Source organism: Flavobacterium sp. W20_MBD1_R3, assembly GCF_052119725.1.
GTDB lineage: Bacteria > Bacteroidota > Bacteroidia > Flavobacteriales > Flavobacteriaceae > Flavobacterium.
Genome location: NZ_JBGQOR010000002.1, coordinates 185,680 through 206,106, shown reverse-complemented (window position 1 = coordinate 206,106; position 20,427 = coordinate 185,680). Strand labels below are relative to the sequence as shown.

The 20,427-nt window shown below is 35.1% G+C and carries 11 protein-coding genes; all 11 read left to right on the top strand.

Annotated elements, in window-relative coordinates; genetic code table 11:
* Positions 1-7: 7 nt before the first annotated feature.
* The 11 genes from ACEN2F_RS04010 to sprA all read left to right on the top strand — a co-directional run bounded on the left by ACEN2F_RS04010 (position 8) and on the right by sprA (position 20,379).
* Positions 8-1,333, top strand: a complete 1,326-nt coding sequence (locus tag ACEN2F_RS04010; RefSeq protein WP_441736371.1) for a vanadium-dependent haloperoxidase — start codon at positions 8-10, stop codon at positions 1,331-1,333.
* A gap of 2 nt (positions 1,334-1,335) precedes the next feature.
* Positions 1,336-2,253 (top strand): hypothetical protein, encoded by a 918-nt coding sequence (locus ACEN2F_RS04005; RefSeq protein WP_441736370.1) that lies wholly within the window; start codon positions 1,336-1,338, stop codon positions 2,251-2,253.
* 136 nt (positions 2,254-2,389) lie between these two features.
* On the top strand, positions 2,390-3,694 hold the full coding sequence (locus ACEN2F_RS04000; protein ID WP_441736368.1) for an MFS transporter: 1,305 nt from the start codon (positions 2,390-2,392) through the stop codon (positions 3,692-3,694).
* A 16-nt stretch (positions 3,695-3,710) separates the two neighbouring features.
* Positions 3,711-4,637 carry a carbohydrate kinase family protein gene (locus ACEN2F_RS03995; protein ID WP_441736826.1) on the top strand — a complete coding sequence of 309 codons (927 nt, stop codon included), beginning with the start codon at positions 3,711-3,713 and terminating at the stop codon, positions 4,635-4,637.
* Positions 4,638-4,642: 5 nt separating this feature from the next.
* Positions 4,643-6,379, top strand: coding sequence for an alpha-amylase family glycosyl hydrolase (locus ACEN2F_RS03990; RefSeq protein ID WP_441736366.1), 1,737 nt, complete (start codon positions 4,643-4,645; stop codon positions 6,377-6,379).
* Positions 6,380-6,473: 94 nt separating this feature from the next.
* Positions 6,474-7,688, top strand: a complete 1,215-nt coding sequence (locus tag ACEN2F_RS03985) for an MFS transporter (protein ID WP_441736364.1) — start codon at positions 6,474-6,476, stop codon at positions 7,686-7,688.
* Complete coding sequence (locus ACEN2F_RS03980) at positions 7,685-9,550, top strand: trehalase family glycosidase (RefSeq protein WP_441736362.1); 1,866 nt, start codon at positions 7,685-7,687, stop codon at positions 9,548-9,550. Before ACEN2F_RS03985 ends, ACEN2F_RS03980 begins: the two co-directional genes overlap by 4 nt.
* Before the next feature lie 72 nt (positions 9,551-9,622).
* A complete protein-coding gene (locus tag ACEN2F_RS03975; protein WP_196852195.1) occupies positions 9,623-10,048 on the top strand; it encodes a CBS domain-containing protein in 426 nt (141 codons plus the stop codon).
* A gap of 158 nt (positions 10,049-10,206) precedes the next feature.
* On the top strand, positions 10,207-12,483 hold the full coding sequence (locus ACEN2F_RS03970) for an NADP-dependent malic enzyme (RefSeq protein WP_441736359.1): 2,277 nt from the start codon (positions 10,207-10,209) through the stop codon (positions 12,481-12,483).
* 102 nt (positions 12,484-12,585) lie between these two features.
* The gene (gene ruvA / locus ACEN2F_RS03965; RefSeq protein ID WP_441736356.1) at positions 12,586-13,167 is read left to right on the top strand and encodes a Holliday junction branch migration protein RuvA; all 582 of its coding nucleotides are present in this window, start codon (positions 12,586-12,588) and stop codon (positions 13,165-13,167) included.
* Between the two features lie 27 nt (positions 13,168-13,194).
* Positions 13,195-20,379: a cell surface protein SprA gene (gene sprA, locus ACEN2F_RS03960; protein ID WP_441736353.1), complete on the top strand. Its 7,185-nt coding sequence runs from the start codon at positions 13,195-13,197 to the stop codon at positions 20,377-20,379.
* Positions 20,380-20,427: the final 48 nt, after the last annotated feature.

Genomic DNA, 20,427 nt, shown 5'->3' with positions numbered 1-20,427 from the left:
ATAAAAAATGAAACCAAAAATTTTTAGTATTGCAGTAATCTGTCTTCTTTTTATTTCTTGTAAAAAGGACAAATCCATTATAGTAACGACCGATGAATATCATGCAGCAATAGATAATGTTACACAGATTATGATTCATGATATTTTTTCTCCGCCAGTTGCCAGTAGGATTTTTGTGTATCCAAATATTGCGGCTTATGAAATCATGGCTCAAAACAGTAAGACATATGTTAGTCTTCAAAATCAATTGAACGGACTGGATTCTATACCAAAGTTAGATTCCAATAGTGGCGTGAATCAACCTTTGGCAGCGCTTGTTGCACACATGGAATTAAGCAAGCAATTAGTTTTTTCAGAAGAAATAGTGGACAAGTTTAGAGATAGTTTATATCAAAAATGGACTGATGAAAATGAAGAAGAGTTTGAAATTTCTAAAGAATATGGCTTAAAAGTTGCTGAACGAATCAAGAAATGGATGGGAAAAGATAATTACAAGGAAACCAGAACCATGTCTAAATTTTCGGTTTATGCAGATCAAGCTGGAAGATGGCAGCCTACTCCGCCAGCTTATATGGATGCTGTGGAACCGCATTGGGGCGAAATAAGAACTTTGGTGCTCGACTCTGCTGCGCAATTTAAACCAATTCCCGCTTTTGCATTTTCATTAGATAAAAAATCTCCATTTTTTAAAGAAGTGCAAGAAGTATATGATATTAGCAAGGAGATGGTCAAAAAAGGTGATAATTCCGAAGAAATTAAGATTGCTCAATTTTGGGATTGTAATCCTTATGTTTCAGTTTCCCAGGGACACATGATGTTTGCCAAAAAGAAAATTACGCCTGGCGCGCATTGGATAGGAATTGTGAAAATTGCCTCTAAAAAATCGAATGCTGATTTTGCTAAAACAGTTTTTGCATACACTAAAACCTCTATCGGAATTTTTGAAGGTTTTATCAGTTGTTGGGATGAAAAATTCAAAAGCAATGTAGTGCGCCCGGAAACGATAATCAATCAGAATATTGATGAAAACTGGAAACCTTTGCTGCAAACGCCGCCTTTTCCCGAATATACCAGTGGACATTCGGTGGTTTCAACATGCTCAGCAATCGTTTTGACTTCTGTTTTCGGGGACAATTTTTCTTATGCAGATGACACCGAATTGCAATTTGGATTGCCAACAAGAAAATATGCATCCTTTACCGATGCCGCAAAAGAAGCCGCAATGAGCCGTCTTTACGGAGGAATTCATTACAGAGCCGCAATCATAAACGGAATTGCCCATGGTAATATCGTAGGAAATTTTATTGTTGGAAAATTAAAGATGATTAAATAAAAATGACAGTCAGAAAAAAAATTATAATTGGTTTCAGTATTTTGTTTTCCTTGTTTTTGGTTTGGTACCTTTTAATAAAGGAAACCGATTACAATATTTCGTTTAAAGTAAATGCAGCAACGGGAACTGTTTTTCAAGGAATTCAGGAGTGGTCAAATGCTCAAGATTTAAAGAATTCTGAAAAGTATGTGATTTTAGAAAAAAGAAAATTTGACTTTATTAAACAAGAAATGACCAAAAAAGAGATTCAAATGCACTACACGTGGGACATTACTCCTATCAATGATTCGGTTACAAAATTGAATGTTGGTATCAAGGATTTGAATTATAGTTGGTACAATAAAGTTACGGCACCTTTCTTTAATACGGAATTTAAGGAAGAACAAATCAAAAAAATAACTGATTTCAAGAAAGGATTGAGCGAACATTTGAAGAATTTTAAAGTCAGAATTGATGGAGAAGGTGTTTCAGAAGAAACATTTGTGGCTTATATTAACTTGAAAAGTGTTTTACAGGAAAAAGCACGATATATGATTGCTAATGATGCTCTTATTACTGGTTTTCTCTTTGAAAATCAAATAAAAATAATAGGAAGGCCTTACTTAGAAATAGTAAAATGGGATCTTGATAAAGAAACAATAGATTTTAATTATTGTTTCCCAGTTGAAAAACCCATTAAAACTATTGCAAATAATGTTGTAAAATTCAAAACTTTACCCGCTGTCAAAGGATTAGAAGCTACTTATTACGGTAATTTCAGAACTTCGGACAGAGCTTGGTTTGCATTGTTTGATTATGCAAAAAAGAACAATCTTAAATTGGAAAATAAAGTATTGGAACATTTCTTATCAAATCCTTTCAATGGGGGAGAAGAGCTGCAATGGGAAACTAAAGTAATTATTCCATTTGCTTCTAAATAAAGAGCAGATTATTTAGGTAATTTAAATTTATCGAAAACGTTTTCGGGTCTTCCGAAAACGTTTTTGTTTTTATTCTGTTTTTAATTGGCAATATTAAAATTAATTTTAGAAAAAATTAACACATTAATTACCTAGAATGAATTTAAAAGTAAAATTAAGCTTTTGGCAGATAATCAATATGAATGTTGGTTTTTTTGGAATACAATATAGCTTTGGTTTGCAACAAAGTGCCGTAAATCCTATTTATGATTTTTTGCATGCAAGTCCAGATCAAATTCCGATACTGAATCTTGCCGGACCTTTAACTGGTTTATTAATTCAGCCTATTATTGGTGCGATGAGTGATAAAACATGGCATCCAAGATGGGGAAGGCGCAAACCCTACTTTTTTATTGGAGCTATAATTTGTAGCATCGCTTTATTTCTATTCCCTTTCAGCAGTTCCTTGTGGATGGCTGCAGGTTTGCTTTGGATTTTAGATATTGGAAATAATACTGCTATGGAACCTTATCGTGCTTTTATTGCTGATACGCTGGATGAAGAACAACAGCCAATTGGGTTTCAGGCGCAAAGTTTCTTTACTGGTTTCGGACAGTTTCTCGCCTATATTTCGCTATTTCTATTTCCAATTGTTTTTGTTGGGTATACCGGATCGCTACCCACTTGGATTTACGCTTCCTTCTTTTTAGGAGCGGTTCTTTCTGTTACTTCTATTTGGTGGAGTATGAGTAAAACGAAAGAAATCCCGCCAACGGTTGAAGAATTAGCAATTCTAAAAGCAGAACCATTAAAGATTTTTTCCCCTTTTATCGATATTTATCAAGCTGTTTTAGAAATGCCGACAGTGATGTGGCAACTATTTCTGGTGTATTTGTTTCAGTGGTATGCAATGATGTGCTACTGGCAAAATAATTCAAAAAGTATTGCTTTATCCGTATGGAACGTAACTCCAAAGAATGTTATGGGCTATGAAAAAGCAGTTGAATGGAACGGATTAATTGGTGCTTTTGGGTTTATAGTTACGTTTTCGATTGCCTTTTATTTGGCCAAATTAGCCAAAAAACACGGTGCCAAAATGATTCATTTTGTCTGTCTGTTATTCGGGGCAGTTTCTTTTTTATGGTTTCCAATAGTTCAAAACCAATATGTGTTTTTTGCGGTAATTATTGGCTACGGAATTGCTTGGGCAAGCATGATGGGAATTCCATATTTGATGGTTGTTGCTGTTGTTCCAAAAGAGCGTTATGGAGTTTACATGGGAATTATTAATATGATGATTGTTATACCAATGATTATCCAAAACCTTTCCTTTGGTTACATTTTAAAGAACTTCTTAGATAACGATCCTCGTCAAGCCATTACTTTTGCTGGAGTATTATTAGTGCTTGCAGCAATCTGTACTTTATTAATCAAAATCAAAAAAACGAACGTAAGTGAATAATACAATAAATAATAAGATGGAAACTATAGATATTCTTTGTGTTGGTGAAGTATTGGTTGATTTTATCGGACATCAAGAAGGTGTGCTGATTAATGAAACCAGAGATTATCATAGATATCTAGGAGGTTCACCTACTAATGTGGCGATGAATTCTACTCGATTAGGTTTGAATACTATTATGGTTGCTACAGTGGGGAACGATGGTTTTGGTTCTTATATAACGGAACGCTTAACAAGTGTTGGAGTGAATACCGAACACCTTAACGTTCTAGACGACAAGTCGACTAGTGTAATTTTTGTTTCAAGGTCTGAGGGAACGCCTGATTTTATACCGTATCGTTCGGCAGATTGTTGCATTTATGAAGAGCAAATTTCAACGGAAATACTATCTAATACAAAGATATTCCATACCACTTGCTTTGCATTGAGTAAAAACCCAGCACAAAAAACAATCTTAAAAAAAGCACAAGAGGCGCACGATTTAGGATGTAAGCTAAGCATTGATCTTAACTATGCTAGAAAACTGTGGAAAAGTCAAAAAAAGGCTTTCAAAGTGATCAAAACCTATTGCCAGTTTAATCCGTTAATAAAAATTAGTGAAGATGATATGTTGCGTCTTTTTGAGAAAGAATTGCCACATGAAGAGATATTCGAATTTTTTCACCAGCAAGGTGTGGATTTGGTTTGCTTAACTTTAGGAAGCAAAGGAGTAAAATTATCTCAAAAAGGTAAAGAAATAATTCAAATGCCAGCGATAGAAATTGAAAAAGTTATGGATTCCACAGGAGCGGGTGATGCTTTTTGGTCTGGATTTTTATTTGCTTACATAAAAGAAAAATCAATTAATGAATGTTTGGATATTGCATTAAAGTTAGCCGCTTTAAAACTTCAAAATGTAGGTCGACTTCCAGATAATATCAATATCCTTTCTAAACTTCTTTAAGTACAATGATACAAGACAATAAAAATATCAGCAATGGTGTAATGCTTAATGTTTATCCAGATAGCATTGGAGAAAAATTTAGTGATACAATAGCCATGCTTAAAATGGAAGAATTTAAAGATGTATTTTCTCTAATATATGTTTTGCCTACCTTTTTTAATAGTGATTTAGATAGAGGTTTTTCTATTATTGATTATGATATAAACAAGGAGTTAGTAGATGAAAAAGATTTAAAGGACTTGAATGAACTCCAAATAAAACTGAAATTTGATATTGTATTAAACCATCTCTCTGTTGCTTCTCCTCAGTTTAAAGACATGCTGCAACATGGGAATAAATCTAAATTCAAAGATTTTTTTATCAATTGGAATGAATTCTGGGACGGAAACGGGACGAAAAATGAAGATGGAATTATAATACCAAAACCGGAGTTTCTCAATAAACTATTCATGAGAAAGTCAGGTTTACCCATATTAAAAGTACGTTTCCCGGATGGTACAGAACAGCCTTATTGGAATACTTTTTATCAGCAAATAACCTACAATCCAATTTCTGAAGCTGATCTAAAGTCTGTTGTAGGATTGACTGAGGAGCAAAAGCAATCAGTTGTTGCTCTCGTGAACGCAGCTATAAGTAACAATCAAGACTTTGCTATCCTAAATTTTGATGATTGTGCTCTGTTTAAATCAGAAATTTTACAAATTGTAGAACAAAATAGATCTTATTTAGGACAAATGGACGTCAATGCCGCTTCGCCATTAGTATGGGAATTTTACGAGGAGACTCTTAAAAAATTAAGTGGATATGGTTGTACTATTCTTAGATTAGATGCTTTTGCCTATTTGCATAAACAAGTGGGTGAATCCAATTTCTTTAATAAACCCGGAACGTGGGAATATTTAGAACGTATTAAGAAAATAGCACAACAAAATAATTTGATGCTTTTACCTGAAATTCACGCAGAATATGGTTTGCATCTTCATGATGAGGTTGCTAATGAAGGTTATTACATTTATGACTTTTTCTTGCCAGGCTTAACCATTCATACTATCGAAAGTCAAACTAGCAGCGCTCTAATTCGATGGGCTAAGGAAATTATAGCCAAAGAATATAAAACTGTAAATATGCTGGGTTGCCACGATGGAATACCAGTTTTAGACCTAAAGGGTAAGGAGGTAAATGGCGTTTATAATAAAGGATTGTTAGAAGATGCTGAGATTGAAAATATCATGAATACAATCATGGAACGAGGCGGTCGTGTCAAAAATCTGTACGATCCATCCGGAAACAAAATTTCTTATTATCAAATAAATGCCACTTTCTTTAGTGCATTAGGTGAAGACGAACAAAAGTTACTGCTTGCAAGAGTAATTCAAATGTTTATGCCCGGAATACCGCAGGTTTGGTATCTGGATATTTTTGCAGGTAAAAACAATTATGAAGCGGCTGATAATGGCGGTAGTGCGGGACATAAAGAAATTAATCGTACCGCATTGTCAATGAATGATATTGAAGAAGGGCTGAAAACAGAAATTGTCAAGAAACAACTCGAAATCATTCGCTTAAGAAATACTTCAGCTGCATTTTCTGGTGAAGTAGAAATAGATGATTTTGCGGAGGACATTTTAGATATCAAATGGACTAATGGTACAACCGTTGCGCACCTAGTAGCAAACCTTATAACCAAAGGTTTTACAATTAAACATACTGATAATGAAATAACAACCATTACGAGTTATTGATTTTATGTAGTCAAAAAAGCAAATTAAAAGTTATAGTAATACGGATATTTATCTGAAAGTGCTGAAATCTAATATTTATTCAAATAAGTAAAAAATGAAAAAAAGTACGGTTAAAATTGCCATGTATCTCAATTACTTTGTATTTGCGATTCTGCTCAATAGCGTAGGAATTGTGATATTAAAGGCACAAAAAAATTATGGTGTAGATGAATTGCAAGCCAGCGTTCTAGAGGCTTTCAAAGATTTGCCCATTGCCATAGTTTCCTTTTTAATCGCTTCGTTTTTACCAAGAATAGGATATAAGAGAGCCATGCTTATTGGTTTAGCTTTGGTTTCAGTTGCTTGTGTTAGTATGTATTTTGGAAATTCTTTTGGAACTGCAAAATTGCTTTTTGCTACCGTTGGTGTTTCTTTTGCATTGATAAAAGTATCAGTGTATTCGCTTATTGGAACAATAACAGAAAATCAGCAGGAACACAATAGTTTGATGAGTAGCATTGAAGGCGTATTTATGATAGGAATTGCTTTAGCGTATTTCTTGTTTCCGGCTTTTAATTCAGATGCAAATCCGGATGCTTGGCTGAATGTTTATTGGTTGTTGGCTGGGATTTCATTACTGTCGTTTACTTTTTTATTTTTTACCAAATTCGAAAATCAAACCGAAATTCCGGGTGTTAATTTAGCCGATGACTTCAAAGAAATGTTCAAATTATTTGCAAAACTGTTAACCATAGTTTTTGTAATCAGCGCGTTCTTGTTTGTAATGATTGAACAGGGAATCATGTCTTGGTTGCCAACTTTTAATAGCAAAGTGTTACATCTTCCAGAGAATATTAGTATTATGATGGCGAGTATTTTGGCAATCTCATTAGCAGTAGGACGTCTTTTGGCAGGTATCATTACTAAAAGAGTCAATTGGATTTGGGTTCTTAGTTTTTGTATTGTAGCAGCAATGCTTATTGTAATATTTGTACTTCCAAAAGCTGTTGGATTAGATGTAAAAGAAATAAATTCACTTGGCGATATACCTTTGATTGGCTTTGCTTTTCCATTGGTAGGACTTTTTATTGCGCCTATTTATCCACTTTTAAATTCTGTGGTTTTAAGTGCTTTGCCAAAAAAACTGCACAGTTCGATGACTGGTTTAATTGTAGTTTTCTCTGCACTTGGCGGTACTTTGGGTTCTAGAGTTATTGGTTATTTATTTAAAAACGAAGGTCCCGAAAATGCATTTTATTACACCTTAATTCCAATGTCATTATTACTTGTTTCTTTCTTTATTCTAAAAAAACTTACCGTTAAACAATGAAATTCATACTCAACATAGAAAAAATATTCCAGGAGCTATTGCTTCAAGAGGATACCGATAAGGACAAAAAAATCACTAAAGATGACAATGGACCTAAAAAATTTGTTTTGGTTGATGAAACTACCAAACAACAAGAAGCGATTGTCGGGACATACCATTTGTCCAATCTATTACAGGAATTAGCGCAGCTTAAAGGTTCAAATTCAGCTTTGGGAGAAGTTGATTTGAGTCGCATTCAAGAGAATCCAGTACGCCGAATTTCGAGAAAAATCAAAGATGATTATTGGAACGAATTAACTCGTACCATTGACAAAAAAGGATTGACGCAAATTATTGAGGATGAAAAAACGTCTAGTGATGTGGCAGCACTTTATATTTCTGCTAAAGACAAACAGGGAGTTGCTTACTTTCAAGCGTTAGAAAAAGAATTGCCAAATTTTAAAGTCGAAATTCTGCCTGAAAATTTTTCGGTGGAATATGTGGAAACTTTAAATGAAAAACCGGGAATTCTGGCTTTGGCTTTGGAACAAAAAATATATAGTCTGCAAGGCGTTCCCTTTGTGGTTCCCGGCGGAAGATTTAACGAAATGTATGGTTGGGACAGTTATTTTATTGGCGTTGGGTTGCTTATTGATGGCCAAATAGACAAAGCAATTGCGATTGCCGAAAATTTTAAATACCAAATTATACATTACGGAAAAATTCTAAATGCGAACAGAAGTTATTATTTAACAAGAACGCAACCACCGTTATATTCTTCATTGCTAATCGAAATTGCCAAAAAGAAAATACTAAGTTTAGATTGGTTAAGAAGCCATTTGGAAACAATAATTTTGGAATACAATACGGTTTGGATGGTTCAAGGAAACCGATTAACATCAACGGGTTTAAACCGATACAAGGCAGACGGAATTGGAATGCCATTTGAAGTAGAGCCAGGACATTTTGATGATGTTTTAGAACCGTATGCTAAAAAATATAATTTACCTATTCGAGAATTTGAAAAACAATATTTACAAAGAACGATTGTCGATGAGGAACTGGATATGTATTTTGTACATGACAGAAGCATGAGGGAAAGTGGGCATGACACCACCAACCGATTGATTAATACGTGTGCCAATTTGAATTCAGTGGATGTTAACAGTTTTCTTTACAAATACGAAAAAGATGTTGCTTCCCTAATTGCTACTTATTTTGGGAACAGCTTTCAAGTTGGCGGTATCGTTTATACCTCGGAGGAATGGGAACAAAAAGCACTTTTCCGTAAAGATAAAATGAATGAATTGTGTTGGAACGAGGCAGCAAGTATGTATTTTGATTATGATTTTGTGAACCATAAGCAGTTCCCGTTTGAAGCTGCGACAACTTTTTTTCCGTTATGGGCTGGGTTGTGTGATGAACATCAAGCTAAAAAGTTAGTTGAGGTAGCGTTACCACAATTTGTGAAAACCGGAGGAATTACGGGAAGTACACAGGCAAGTATTGCTAATGCTCCAAAAGAAGCGCCGCAGCGACAATGGGATTATCCTTTTGGTTGGGCACCACATCAAATGTTGCTATGGGAGGGATTGATTAATTATAATTATCTTGATAAAGCACAAGAAATGGTCTATCGCTGGTTGTGGTTAATTACCAGAAATGCGGTGGATTATAATGGAACAATTCCGGAAAAATTTGATTTAGAAATCAGTTCCCATAAAGTTTTTGCTGAATATGGGAATGTGGGAACTGAATTTGATTACATCGCTAAGGAAGGTTTTGGCTGGGTGAATGCATCCTATCAATATGGATTGCAAATTTTGAGTGAAGAATTAAAAGCTAAATTAGCAGAATTGATTTCTCCCGATGATTTATTTTAGAGGTTAAGAAATATTTTTTGTGGTTTGAATGTATATTTTTTTTAACTTTATAACTCACTAAATGAATCTATTATGACAGTTAATCAAATTTTAAGCACCAAGGGAAAGGAAGTTTATTCCATACTTTCCACAAACACTGTATACGAAGCATTGACAGTGATGAGCGAAAAAAACATCGGGGCTATTCTTATTATTGAAGATACTGTTTTGAAAGGAGTTTTATCGGAAAGAGATTATGCTCGAAAAATTGTTTTGAAAGCAAAATCTTCAAAGAAAGCCTTTGTTCATGAAATCATGGAAACAGATGTGGTTACGGTAAGTCCATCCGATAATTTAGAGTATTGCATGGAATTAATGAGTACAAAAAGAGTACGACATTTACCAGTTTTAGAAAATGAAATCGTCATTGGGATCATCTCAATAAGTGACGTGGTAAAAGCGATAATTGAGATGCAAAAGGATACTATTCAACACTTAAACTCCTACATTACACAATAAAAAAAATAAAAAAAAGTATCGATATTGAAAGCTGCATTTAGTGTGGCTTTTTTTTTGGAAGCAATAGAAAGCCGTTTTTGTACAAAAGAATGGGAGAAAAGTCCTCTTTTTTTAAATCAAGACCCTATCTTTGCACCCTAGAATAAAATCTAAAAACAATGGAAAAGAATAGTAAAAGAAGAGAAGCATTATTGTATCATGCGAAGCCAACTCCTGGTAAAATTCAAGTAGTTCCCACTAAGAAATATGCAACACAAAGAGATTTATCTTTGGCTTATTCTCCCGGTGTTGCTGAGCCGTGTTTAGAAATTGCAAAAGACGTAAACAACGCATATAAATATACTGCTAAAGGAAACTTAGTTGCAGTAATTACTAATGGAACTGCAGTTTTAGGGTTAGGAGATATAGGTCCTGAAGCTTCTAAGCCTGTAATGGAAGGAAAAGGATTATTATTTAAAATTTTCGCTAATATTGATGTATTTGACATTGAAATTGGCACAAAAGATATCGAAGAATTCATTCAAACGGTAAAAAACATTGCGCCTACCTTTGGAGGAATCAACTTAGAGGATATCAAAGCGCCAGAATCTTTTGAAATTGAAAGACGACTTGTAGAAGAACTCAATATCCCTGTAATGCATGATGATCAGCATGGTACAGCCATTATATCTTCGGCAGCATTATTAAATGCAGTGGAACTAGCTGGCAAAAATGTTGAAGATGTGAAGTTAGTAATTTCAGGAGCAGGTTCAGCCGCTCTTGCTTGTGCTAATATGTATATTTTACTTGGTGTGAAACTAGAAAACATTTTAATGTACAACAGTAAAGGAATGTTGACTAAAGACAATCCTAACTTATCTGATTTGCAACTAAAATATGCCAAAGAGATTGTGCCCATAAGTCTTGAAGAAGCACTTGTAGGAGCAGATGTATTTTTAGGGTTGTCATCCGGAAATGTTATGTCAGCAAATATGTTACGTGGCATGGCTATTAATCCAATCGTTTTTGCAATGGCAAATCCAGACCCGGAAATTGATTATAATTTAGCTATGGAAACTCGGCAAGATGTAATTATGGCTACCGGAAGGTCAGATTATCCAAATCAAGTGAACAACGTTCTTGGTTTTCCTTATATTTTTAGAGGTGCCTTAGACGTTCGTGCCACTAAAATCAACGAAGCTATGAAAATGGCTGCGGTAAGAGCTTTGGCTGCTTTAGCAAAAGAATCTGTTCCTGAGCAAGTAAATATTGCTTATGGAGCCACAAAACTAATATTTGGACGCGAGTATATCATTCCTTCTCCGTTTGATCCAAGATTGATTACCGTTGTAGCTCCTGCTGTTGCAAAAGCAGCAATGGATTCAGGTGTGGCGTTGAATCCAATTACGGATTGGGCTAAATATGAAGAGGAACTTTTAGATCGTTTGGGGAATGATAATAAAATGGTTCGATTGATTACCAATAGAGCTAAAATAGATCCTAAAAAAATCATTTTTGCTGAAGCGGATCACCTGGATGTACTAAAAGCAGCTCAAATTGTCTTTGAAGAAGGGATTGGTTTTCCAATTTTACTAGGAGACAGAGACATCATTTTAGAATTGAAAGCAGAAATTGGATTTGTTGCCGATGTTCAAATTATCGATCCTAAAACTAACGAAGAAGAAGATCGTAGAAATAAATTTGCCACCACCTATTGGACTTCCAGACAAAGACGCGGAATTGCATTATTAGATGCACAGAAGTTGATGCGTGAAAGAAATTATTTTGCAGCCATGATGGTCAATGAAGGCGAGGCTGACGGAATGGTAACTGGATATTCCAGAAGCTATCCTGCAGTGGTGAAACCTATTTTGCAGCTGATCGAGAAAGCGCCAGGAGCTTCTCTGGTAGCCACCGCTAACATGATGATGACGGCTCGTGGGCCAATGTTTTTATCGGATACCGCTATTAATATCAATCCGTCAGCAGATGATTTAGCAAAAATTGCAATCATGACGGCTAAAACTGCAAGAATGTTTGGCGTTGAGCCAGTCATTGCAATGGTTTCCTATTCTAATTTTGGATCCGCAGCAAATGAAAGTGCTACTAAAGTGCGACAAGCAGTTGCTTACTTGCATAAAAATCATCCTGATATGATTGTCGATGGGGAACTTCAGGCAGATTTTGCTCTTAATCCCGAAATGTTAAAAGAGAAATTCCCTTTTTCTAAATTGGCAGGAAAAAAAGTAAATACCTTGATTTTTCCAAATTTAGAATCTGCAAATATTACGTACAAACTTTTGAAAGAACTCAATAAGGTTGATTCAATTGGACCAATTATGTTAGGAATGGGAAAACCAGTACACATATTTCAATTGGGTGCTAATGTTGAAGAGATGGTAAATATGGCAGCAATTGCTGTGATTGACGCTCAAGAAAAACAGAAGAAAAAATAATTTAAATGAAGTGAAGCGGCTCAAAGTGGAGCAGTATTAAATTAATGATTTTAACAAAATCGTAGTCTAATTTTGTTATATTTGTTAACATATTGTTAATTCATGATAGCACACTTACAAGGGAAATTGGTAGAGAAATCACCCACCCACATAATTATTGATTGCGGTGGCGTTGGTTACCACGTAAATATTTCTTTACATACTTATTCGTTGCTTCCAAGCACCGATTTTATAAAAGTGTATACGTATCTTCAGATAAAAGAAGATGCGCATACACTTTTTGGTTTTATCGAAAAGTCAGAACGAGAAATATTCAAGATGTTATTGTCCGTATCAGGAATAGGTGCGAGTATAGCCAGAACAATGCTTTCTTCACTTGATCCTAAACAAATTATACAAGCGATTGCGACTGCGGATGTGGTTACAATTCAGTCCATAAAAGGAATTGGTAGTAAAACTGCGCAAAGAGTAATCTTAGATCTAAAAGAAAAAGTCTTAAAATTATACGACTTAGATGAAGTTTCAATGTCACAAAGCAATACTAATAGAGATGAGGCGTTATCAGCTCTAGAAGTTTTAGGTTTTGTACGAAAAACTTCTGAAAAAGTTATAGAAAAGATTGTTAAAGAAGATCCGGACGCTACAGTGGAAACAATCATTAAAAAAGCATTGAAAATTCTATAAAAAAGATATTCAAGAAACACGAGTTCTATGCATAAAATTTGTTTTTTATCGTTTGTTTTATTTTGTAGTTTCGTGTCTAATGCACAAGTAACACAGGCGACTCAGGATACCGTAAAAACTGGATTTTCTATTGGGAAAGTGCAGTTAAAAAATCCTCAGAGTATTCTTTCGGCATACACCTATGATCCTGTTACTGATAGGTATATTTATACCAATTCCGTTGACGGTTTTTCTATTAATTACCCTATTATCTTAACTCCAAAAGAGTACGAAAATCTTGTTCTGAAAGAATCAATGCGAGATTACTTCAAGAAAAAAGGCGATGCTATTGATGGAAAAAAAGAAGGTAGCGAAATTGCAAAAAAAGATTTGTTACCTCGATATTATATTAAATCAGGACTTTTTGAATCTATTTTTGGCAGTAATACCATTGATGTAAAACCTACCGGATCTGTAGAGATGGATTTAGGAATGCGGTATACCAAACAAGACAATCCCTCTTTTTCTCCTAGAAACAGAACTTCAACTTCATTTGATTTTGATCAAAGAATAAGTATGAGCTTGATGGGAAAGGTAGGAACGCGGCTCAATGTAAATGTAAATTACGATACGCAATCAACATTTGCATTTCAAAACCTGATCAAGCTGGATTATGCCCCATCTGAGGATGATATTATTCAAAAAATTGAAGTCGGTAACGTCAGTATGCCATTAAATAGTTCCTTGATCCGGGGAGCACAAAGTTTATTTGGTGTAAAAACGCAGTTGCAGTTTGGAAAAACAACTGTTACAGGTGTTTTTTCGGAACAAAAATCACAAACAAAAAGTTTAGTCGCTCAAGGTGGCGGTACCATTGAAGATTTTGAGATGTTTGCTTTAGATTATGATAGCGACAGACATTTTTTCTTATCACAATATTTTAGAAACCGATATGACAAATCGCTAGCAAATTACCCTTTCATCGATAGTCGGGTTCAGATTTCCCGAATCGAAATTTGGGTAACCAATAAACAAAACCGTATCACGACCACAAATAATAATCTTCGAAATATTATTGCGCTTCAGGATTTAGGAGAAGGACAATTATCAGGTTTAGCAGATAATGAGGTGGTTGTTTTAGATCCTTCAACAGGTTTTTTTAATAATCCTTTAGATTCTCCTACTGACAACTCCAATAATGATTATGATCCAGCACAAATTACTGCCGGCGGAGGATTGTTGAATCCTAATATACGTGAAATTGTAACGGCAAATTCTGGATTTAATGTGACCGTTAGCGAAGGCCAGGATTATTCTAAATTGGAAAATGCCCGAAAATTGAATCCTAATGAATATACCTTTAATCCACAATTAGGATATATTTCATTGCAACAGCGATTGGCAAATGATGAGGTTCTTGCCGTGGCATACCAATATACAATAGGGGATGAGGTATATCAAGTGGGGGAATTTGGTAATGACGGAGTCGATGCCACGGTTGTTACGGGGAATGGTTCCGCGAATCAAGCTATTATTTCGCAAAGTTTGATTTTGAAAATGTTGAAAAGCAATTTGACTAACGTTAGGAATCCTGTCTGGAACCTGATGATGAAAAATATTTATCAAATTCAAGGCGGGTATCAATTGAAACAAGAGGATTTTAGATTTAATATTCTGTACACCGATCCTTCCCCTTTAAATTATATAACCGAAGCAAAAGATGCCGCTGGAAACCCAGTTCCATTTCCTGGAGCAGATCCATCAAAAACACCTAAGGAAAACGAAGAAAACAAAGTGGCCGAAACTCCATTGCTAAAAGTGTTTAATTTAGATAGACTAAACTACAATAATGATCCACAAACTGGCGGTGATGGTTTTTTTGACTTTATGCCAGGTCTGACAATTGATGCACAAAACGGAAGAATTATTTTTACCACAAAAGAACCGTTTGGCGAATTGTTGTTTTCTAAATTATCGTATTCCGGTTCAGCAGAAAACTATAACAATTTGAGTTCTTATAATGAGAATCAAAAAAAATATGTGTTTCGTAACATGTATCGCAATACACAATCAGGCGCTTTGCAGGATAGTGAGAAAAACAAGTTCTTGTTAAGAGGAAAATACAAATCTACAGGCGGTGATGGAATACCAATAGGAGCTTTTAATGTTCCCAGAGGTTCCGTTGTAGTTACTGCGGCAGGAAGGATTCTGGTAGAAGGAATTGATTATAGTGTTAATTATCAATTGGGTCGTGTCCAGATTTTAGATGCTTCACTTCAAGCATCTAATACTCCTATCGAAGTGTCAGTAGAGAATAATTCTGTTTTTGGCCAGCAAACTAGAAGGTTTATGGGTGTAAATGTCGAGCATAAAATTGCTGATAATTTTATCGTTGGCGCTACTTTTTTAAAAATGAGCGAAAGACCATTTACTCAAAAATCTAGTTTTGGGCAAGAATCCGTCAATAATACTATTTTTGGTTTTAATACTAATTTTTCAACCGAAGTGCCATTTTTGACTCGGATGGTAAATAAATTACCTAATCTTGACACGGATGTACCTTCTAATCTTTCTATACGAGGTGAAGTTGCTTTCTTGAAACCAGATTCACCTAAAGCAGATCAATTTCAGGGAGAATCTACCATTTATGTAGATGATTTTGAAGGGACTCAATCTACAATTGATATGCGAAGCCCCTATTCTTGGAGTCTTGCATCAACCCCAGAAAAAAACACAACTAGTACGTATGATTTTAGTGCTAGTGCCAATGATTTAAGTTACGGGTTTAAAAGGGCTAAATTATCGTGGTATTCTATTGATCCAATATTTTATACGCAAAAGCCAGCTGGTGTTTCTAACGAAGATCTTTCATTCAACACCACCAGAAGAATTTTTAGTCAGGAATTGTATCCACTGACCGATATTGCTCAAGGGCAATCGCAAGTGATAAACACATTAGATTTAAGTTATTATCCTTCAGAACGGGGTCCGTATAACAACAGCCTGAATGTTAGTGCAAATGCAAGAGATAATTTTGGTGGAATCATGCGAGCATTAAATTCGACTAATTTCGAACAAGGAAATGTAGAATACATACAATTTTGGATTTTGGATCCATACGTAGGAAATGGTCAATCATCACAAACAAATACGGGTAAAATATACTTCAACTTAGGAGAGATATCAGAGGATGTCTTGAAAGATGGAAGAAAACAATACGAAAACGGACTAGGATCGGATCAGATAGTAGTAAATCCACAACCAATATGGGGTGATGTTCCAGCTTCGCAATCGCTGATTTATGCTTTTGATACAAATGTTGAAAATAGAAAAAATCAAGATATTGGGTTAGATGGTTTGTCTAATGCTAACGAAGGAGCGGTCTACACTAATTTTGCTTCAGAGCTAGATCCTGCGGCAGATGATTATACTTTTTACTTGAATGCATCAGGTGGAATTACTGATCGGTACAAAATGTATAACGGTACCGATGGCAACTCGACGGTAGATATTAATGATCCTAACAGAGGTTCGACAACGCTTCCTGATGTTGAAGATATTAATAAGGACAATACCATGAATACGATTAATGCGTATTATGAATATAGTATTGCTGTTCAGCCCAATATGGCTGTGGGACAAAATTACATTACTGACATTAGAGATACGCAAGTGACCCTGCCCGATGGTTCCAGTACAGAGGCTCGATGGTTGCAGTTTAAAATTCCCGTTTCACAACCTGAAAACACAATAGGAAATATTTCCGATTTTAGATCTATTCGTTTCATGAGAATGTTTATGACCGGTTTTGATGATCAAGTAACGGTTCGTTTTGGAGCCTTAGATTTAGTTCGGGGTGAATGGAGACGCTATACCAATACTCTTGATTTTGATGATACTAACATAGACGATGACGGCACAAACTTAGATGTTTTAGCGGTCAACGTTCAGGAAAACAACCAAAGATGTCCTGTTAATTACATTACTCCACCGGGCGTAATGCGTGAACAGCTGTTTAATAACAATACGGTAATTAATCAAAACGAACAATCATTAGCCTTGCGAGTGTCGGGAAATGGACTTGAACCATTAGATTCAAGAGCTGTTTTTAAGAACGTTAGCATTGATATGCGTCAATTCAATAAATTAAAAATGTTTTTGCATGCGGAATCGTTACCAAACGAAATTTCCCTTCAAGAAAATCAAATGGTCGGTTTTATTCGTTTTGGAAATGATTTTACACAGAATTTTTATCAAATTGAAATTCCTTTAAAAGTCACTGCGCCATCATCGGCATCTAATTCTGATTGTTCTCCTTTGAGTGCCGAAGCGGTTTGGCCGGAAGAGAATGAAATTGATTTGTCACTTGCTCTACTGACCCAATTGAAGATTCTGGCCATGAGTATTGATCCCAGCACACTGCCATCAGATGGGATTTATTATCAAAATGAAGATGAACTGGATTCCTCTCTTGGCAACAAAATAAATAAACTAAGAATAGGAGTGAAAGGGAATCCTAACTTTGGATTGGTGCGCACATTGATGGTTGGTGTCAAAAACAGTGATGCGCGCAATGATATTAAAGGAGAAGTTTGGTTTAATGAACTTCGCTTGGCCGATATGGATAACAAAGGCGGTATGGCAGCAGTGCTCAATATTGATTCAAATTTAGCTGATTTCGCCACTGTTTCTGCTTCTGGTAGAAAAAGCACTATTGGTTTTGGAGCATTGGAACAAGGCCCAAATGAAAGAAGCAGAGAAGATACACAACAGTATAATATTGTTACTAATGTTAATTTAGGAAAATTACTGCCTCAAAAATGGCAAATTAACTTACCTTTTAATTACGCCATTGGCGAAGAAACAATAACTCCGGAATACGATCCGTTCAATCAAGATATACGACTCAAACAGTTGTTGGATAATACCACAAATCAAGATCAACGCGATAATATTGCCAATAGAGCTATTGATTATACAAAACGCAAAAGTATCAACTTTATCGGAGTACGAAAAGAGCGTAGTCCAGAACAAAAACAGCATGTTTACGATCCAGAAAACTTTACTTTTTCGCAATCTTTTAATGAAGTAGAAAGACATGATTTTGAAATCGAAGATTATATGGATCAACAGGTAAACTCCTCAGTAGATTATGCGTTTGCATTTCAACCTAAAGCAGTGGAGCCGTTTAAGAAAACGAAATTCATGAAAAAAAGTAATTATTGGAAGTTACTGAGTGATTTTAATTTTAATTATTTGCCTTCTAATGTTTCGTTTAACAGCAATATTATAAGACAATACAACCGTCAGCAATTCAGACAAGTCGAGGTAGAAGGAATAGGACTTGATCCTTTGTATCGCAGAAATTTCGCCTTCAATTACCAATATGGATTTAATTATAATTTGACGAAATCCTTGAAATTAAACTATACCGCATCATCCAGTAATATTGTAAAAAGCTATTTGAATGAGAATAATGAACCTATTGATACGTTTACTATATGGGATAATTACTGGGACATGGGAGATCCAAATCAGCACATGCAACAACTGGTTTTGAATTATGAAATTCCAATTAATAAAATTCCGTTGTTCAGTTTTGTAAAAGCAACATATTCTTATACCGGTGATTACAGTTGGCAACGTACTTCTAATGCGCTGTCAGAAATACAAATTGAAGGTGCTAATTATAATCTAGGAAACACAGTTCAAAATGCGAATTCTAATAATTTGAATGCAACATTCAATATGGATCAATTGTATAAATACATTGGTTTAGCTAAAAAAGGAGCAAATACAACACCTAAACCTAGAGCAACAGCTCCAAAACCCGGAGAAAAAATAGTAAATACAACTATAAACCAAGCGCCAAAAAACAATCAATTTGTAGATGGTTTGATCGGAATGTTGACCAGTGTCAAAAATATTCAAATGACCTACACCCATAATAGTGGTACAGTTTTGCCGGGATATACGCCAAGTGTTGGGTTTTTGGGCTCTTCAAGACCATCGTTAGGATTTATTTTTGGAAGTCAAGATGACGTGCGATATGAAGCAGCAAAAAATGGATGGTTGACCAATTATCCGGATTTTAATCAAAATTTTTCTCGAGTGACAAATAAATTATTTAAAGCTACCGCAAATGTGGATTTATTGCCAGATTTAAAAATAGACTTGACTTTAGATCGCGCCTATTCTGAAAATTTTTCGGAACAATATGACGTTACCGATGGCGTTTATAATTCTAGATCTCCATACACTGCCGGTATTTTCTCTATATCGACCGTTTTGATAAATACGTCCTTTTCAGGTAGTGATGAAAATATATCAGCTGCATTTGATGACTTTCGATCTAACAGATTAACCGTGGCCAATAGACTGGCAACACAGCGCGGCATCGATATTAATAACCCAAGTAACTTGGATCCAGAAGGATTTCCATTGGGTTATGGCAAAAACAATCAAGCGGTGTTGTTACCAGCATTTTTAGCCGCTTATTCAGGAGGAGATGCTTCCGCGGTATCGCTTGGAATTTTTAGAAATTTTCCTATACCAAACTGGGCCGTAAAATATAACGGTTTGATGCGTTTTGGGGTTTTCAAAAAGAATTTCAAACGGTTTTCCTTGCAGCATAATTACAGAGCTTCTTATACGATAAATGCATTTAGATCAAATTTTGAATTCGATAAAACTCCGGAGGGAGTCGATGCAAGTGGAAATTTCTTCAATCAAACCATAATGTCTAATATCAATTTAGTAGAACAATTTAATCCGTTGTTACGAATGGATTTTGAATTGAAAAATTCGTTGAAAGTTCTTGCCGAAATCAAGAAAGACAGAGCATTATCAATGAGTTTTGATAATAATTTACTGACTGAGGTGAAGGGAGTTGAATATGTAGTGGGACTGGGCTATCGTTTCAAAGATGTTATTTTTTCGTCCAGACTAGCGGATAATCCTACAGGAATAATAAAAAGTGATATTAATTTAAAGGCTGATTTGTCCTATCGTAACAATCAAACCATCGTAAGATACTTGGATTACAACAACAATCAGCTGGCAGGAGGTCAAAATTTATGGTCACTTACCGTAAAAGCGGATTATTCTTTTAGCAAAAACCTTACAGCCATTTTTTATTATGATCATTCTTTTTCTAAAGCAGTAATATCAACATCTTTCCCACTAACAAATGTTCGTTCTGGGTTTACTATTCGGTATAATTTTGGGAATTAATTTTCTAGAAATCTAAACCAGATTTGAATTGAGATTGCTACATTTGTC

What these genes read in the sequence shown, in the direction of transcription:
- ACEN2F_RS04010 (WP_441736371.1), top strand. Translation starts at nt 8, where the DNA reads ATGAAACCAAAAATTTTTAGTATTGCAGTAATCTGTCTTCTTTTTATT.
- ACEN2F_RS04005 (WP_441736370.1), top strand. Translation starts at nt 1,336, where the DNA reads ATGACAGTCAGAAAAAAAATTATAATTGGTTTCAGTATTTTGTTTTCC.
- ACEN2F_RS04000 (WP_441736368.1), top strand. Translation starts at nt 2,390, where the DNA reads ATGAATTTAAAAGTAAAATTAAGCTTTTGGCAGATAATCAATATGAAT.
- ACEN2F_RS03995 (WP_441736826.1), top strand. Translation starts at nt 3,711, where the DNA reads ATGGAAACTATAGATATTCTTTGTGTTGGTGAAGTATTGGTTGATTTT.
- ACEN2F_RS03990 (WP_441736366.1), top strand. Translation starts at nt 4,643, where the DNA reads ATGATACAAGACAATAAAAATATCAGCAATGGTGTAATGCTTAATGTT.
- ACEN2F_RS03985 (WP_441736364.1), top strand. Translation starts at nt 6,474, where the DNA reads ATGAAAAAAAGTACGGTTAAAATTGCCATGTATCTCAATTACTTTGTA.
- ACEN2F_RS03980 (WP_441736362.1), top strand. Translation starts at nt 7,685, where the DNA reads ATGAAATTCATACTCAACATAGAAAAAATATTCCAGGAGCTATTGCTT.
- ACEN2F_RS03975 (WP_196852195.1), top strand. Translation starts at nt 9,623, where the DNA reads ATGACAGTTAATCAAATTTTAAGCACCAAGGGAAAGGAAGTTTATTCC.
- ACEN2F_RS03970 (WP_441736359.1), top strand. Translation starts at nt 10,207, where the DNA reads ATGGAAAAGAATAGTAAAAGAAGAGAAGCATTATTGTATCATGCGAAG.
- ruvA (WP_441736356.1), top strand. Translation starts at nt 12,586, where the DNA reads ATGATAGCACACTTACAAGGGAAATTGGTAGAGAAATCACCCACCCAC.
- sprA (WP_441736353.1), top strand. Translation starts at nt 13,195, where the DNA reads ATGCATAAAATTTGTTTTTTATCGTTTGTTTTATTTTGTAGTTTCGTG.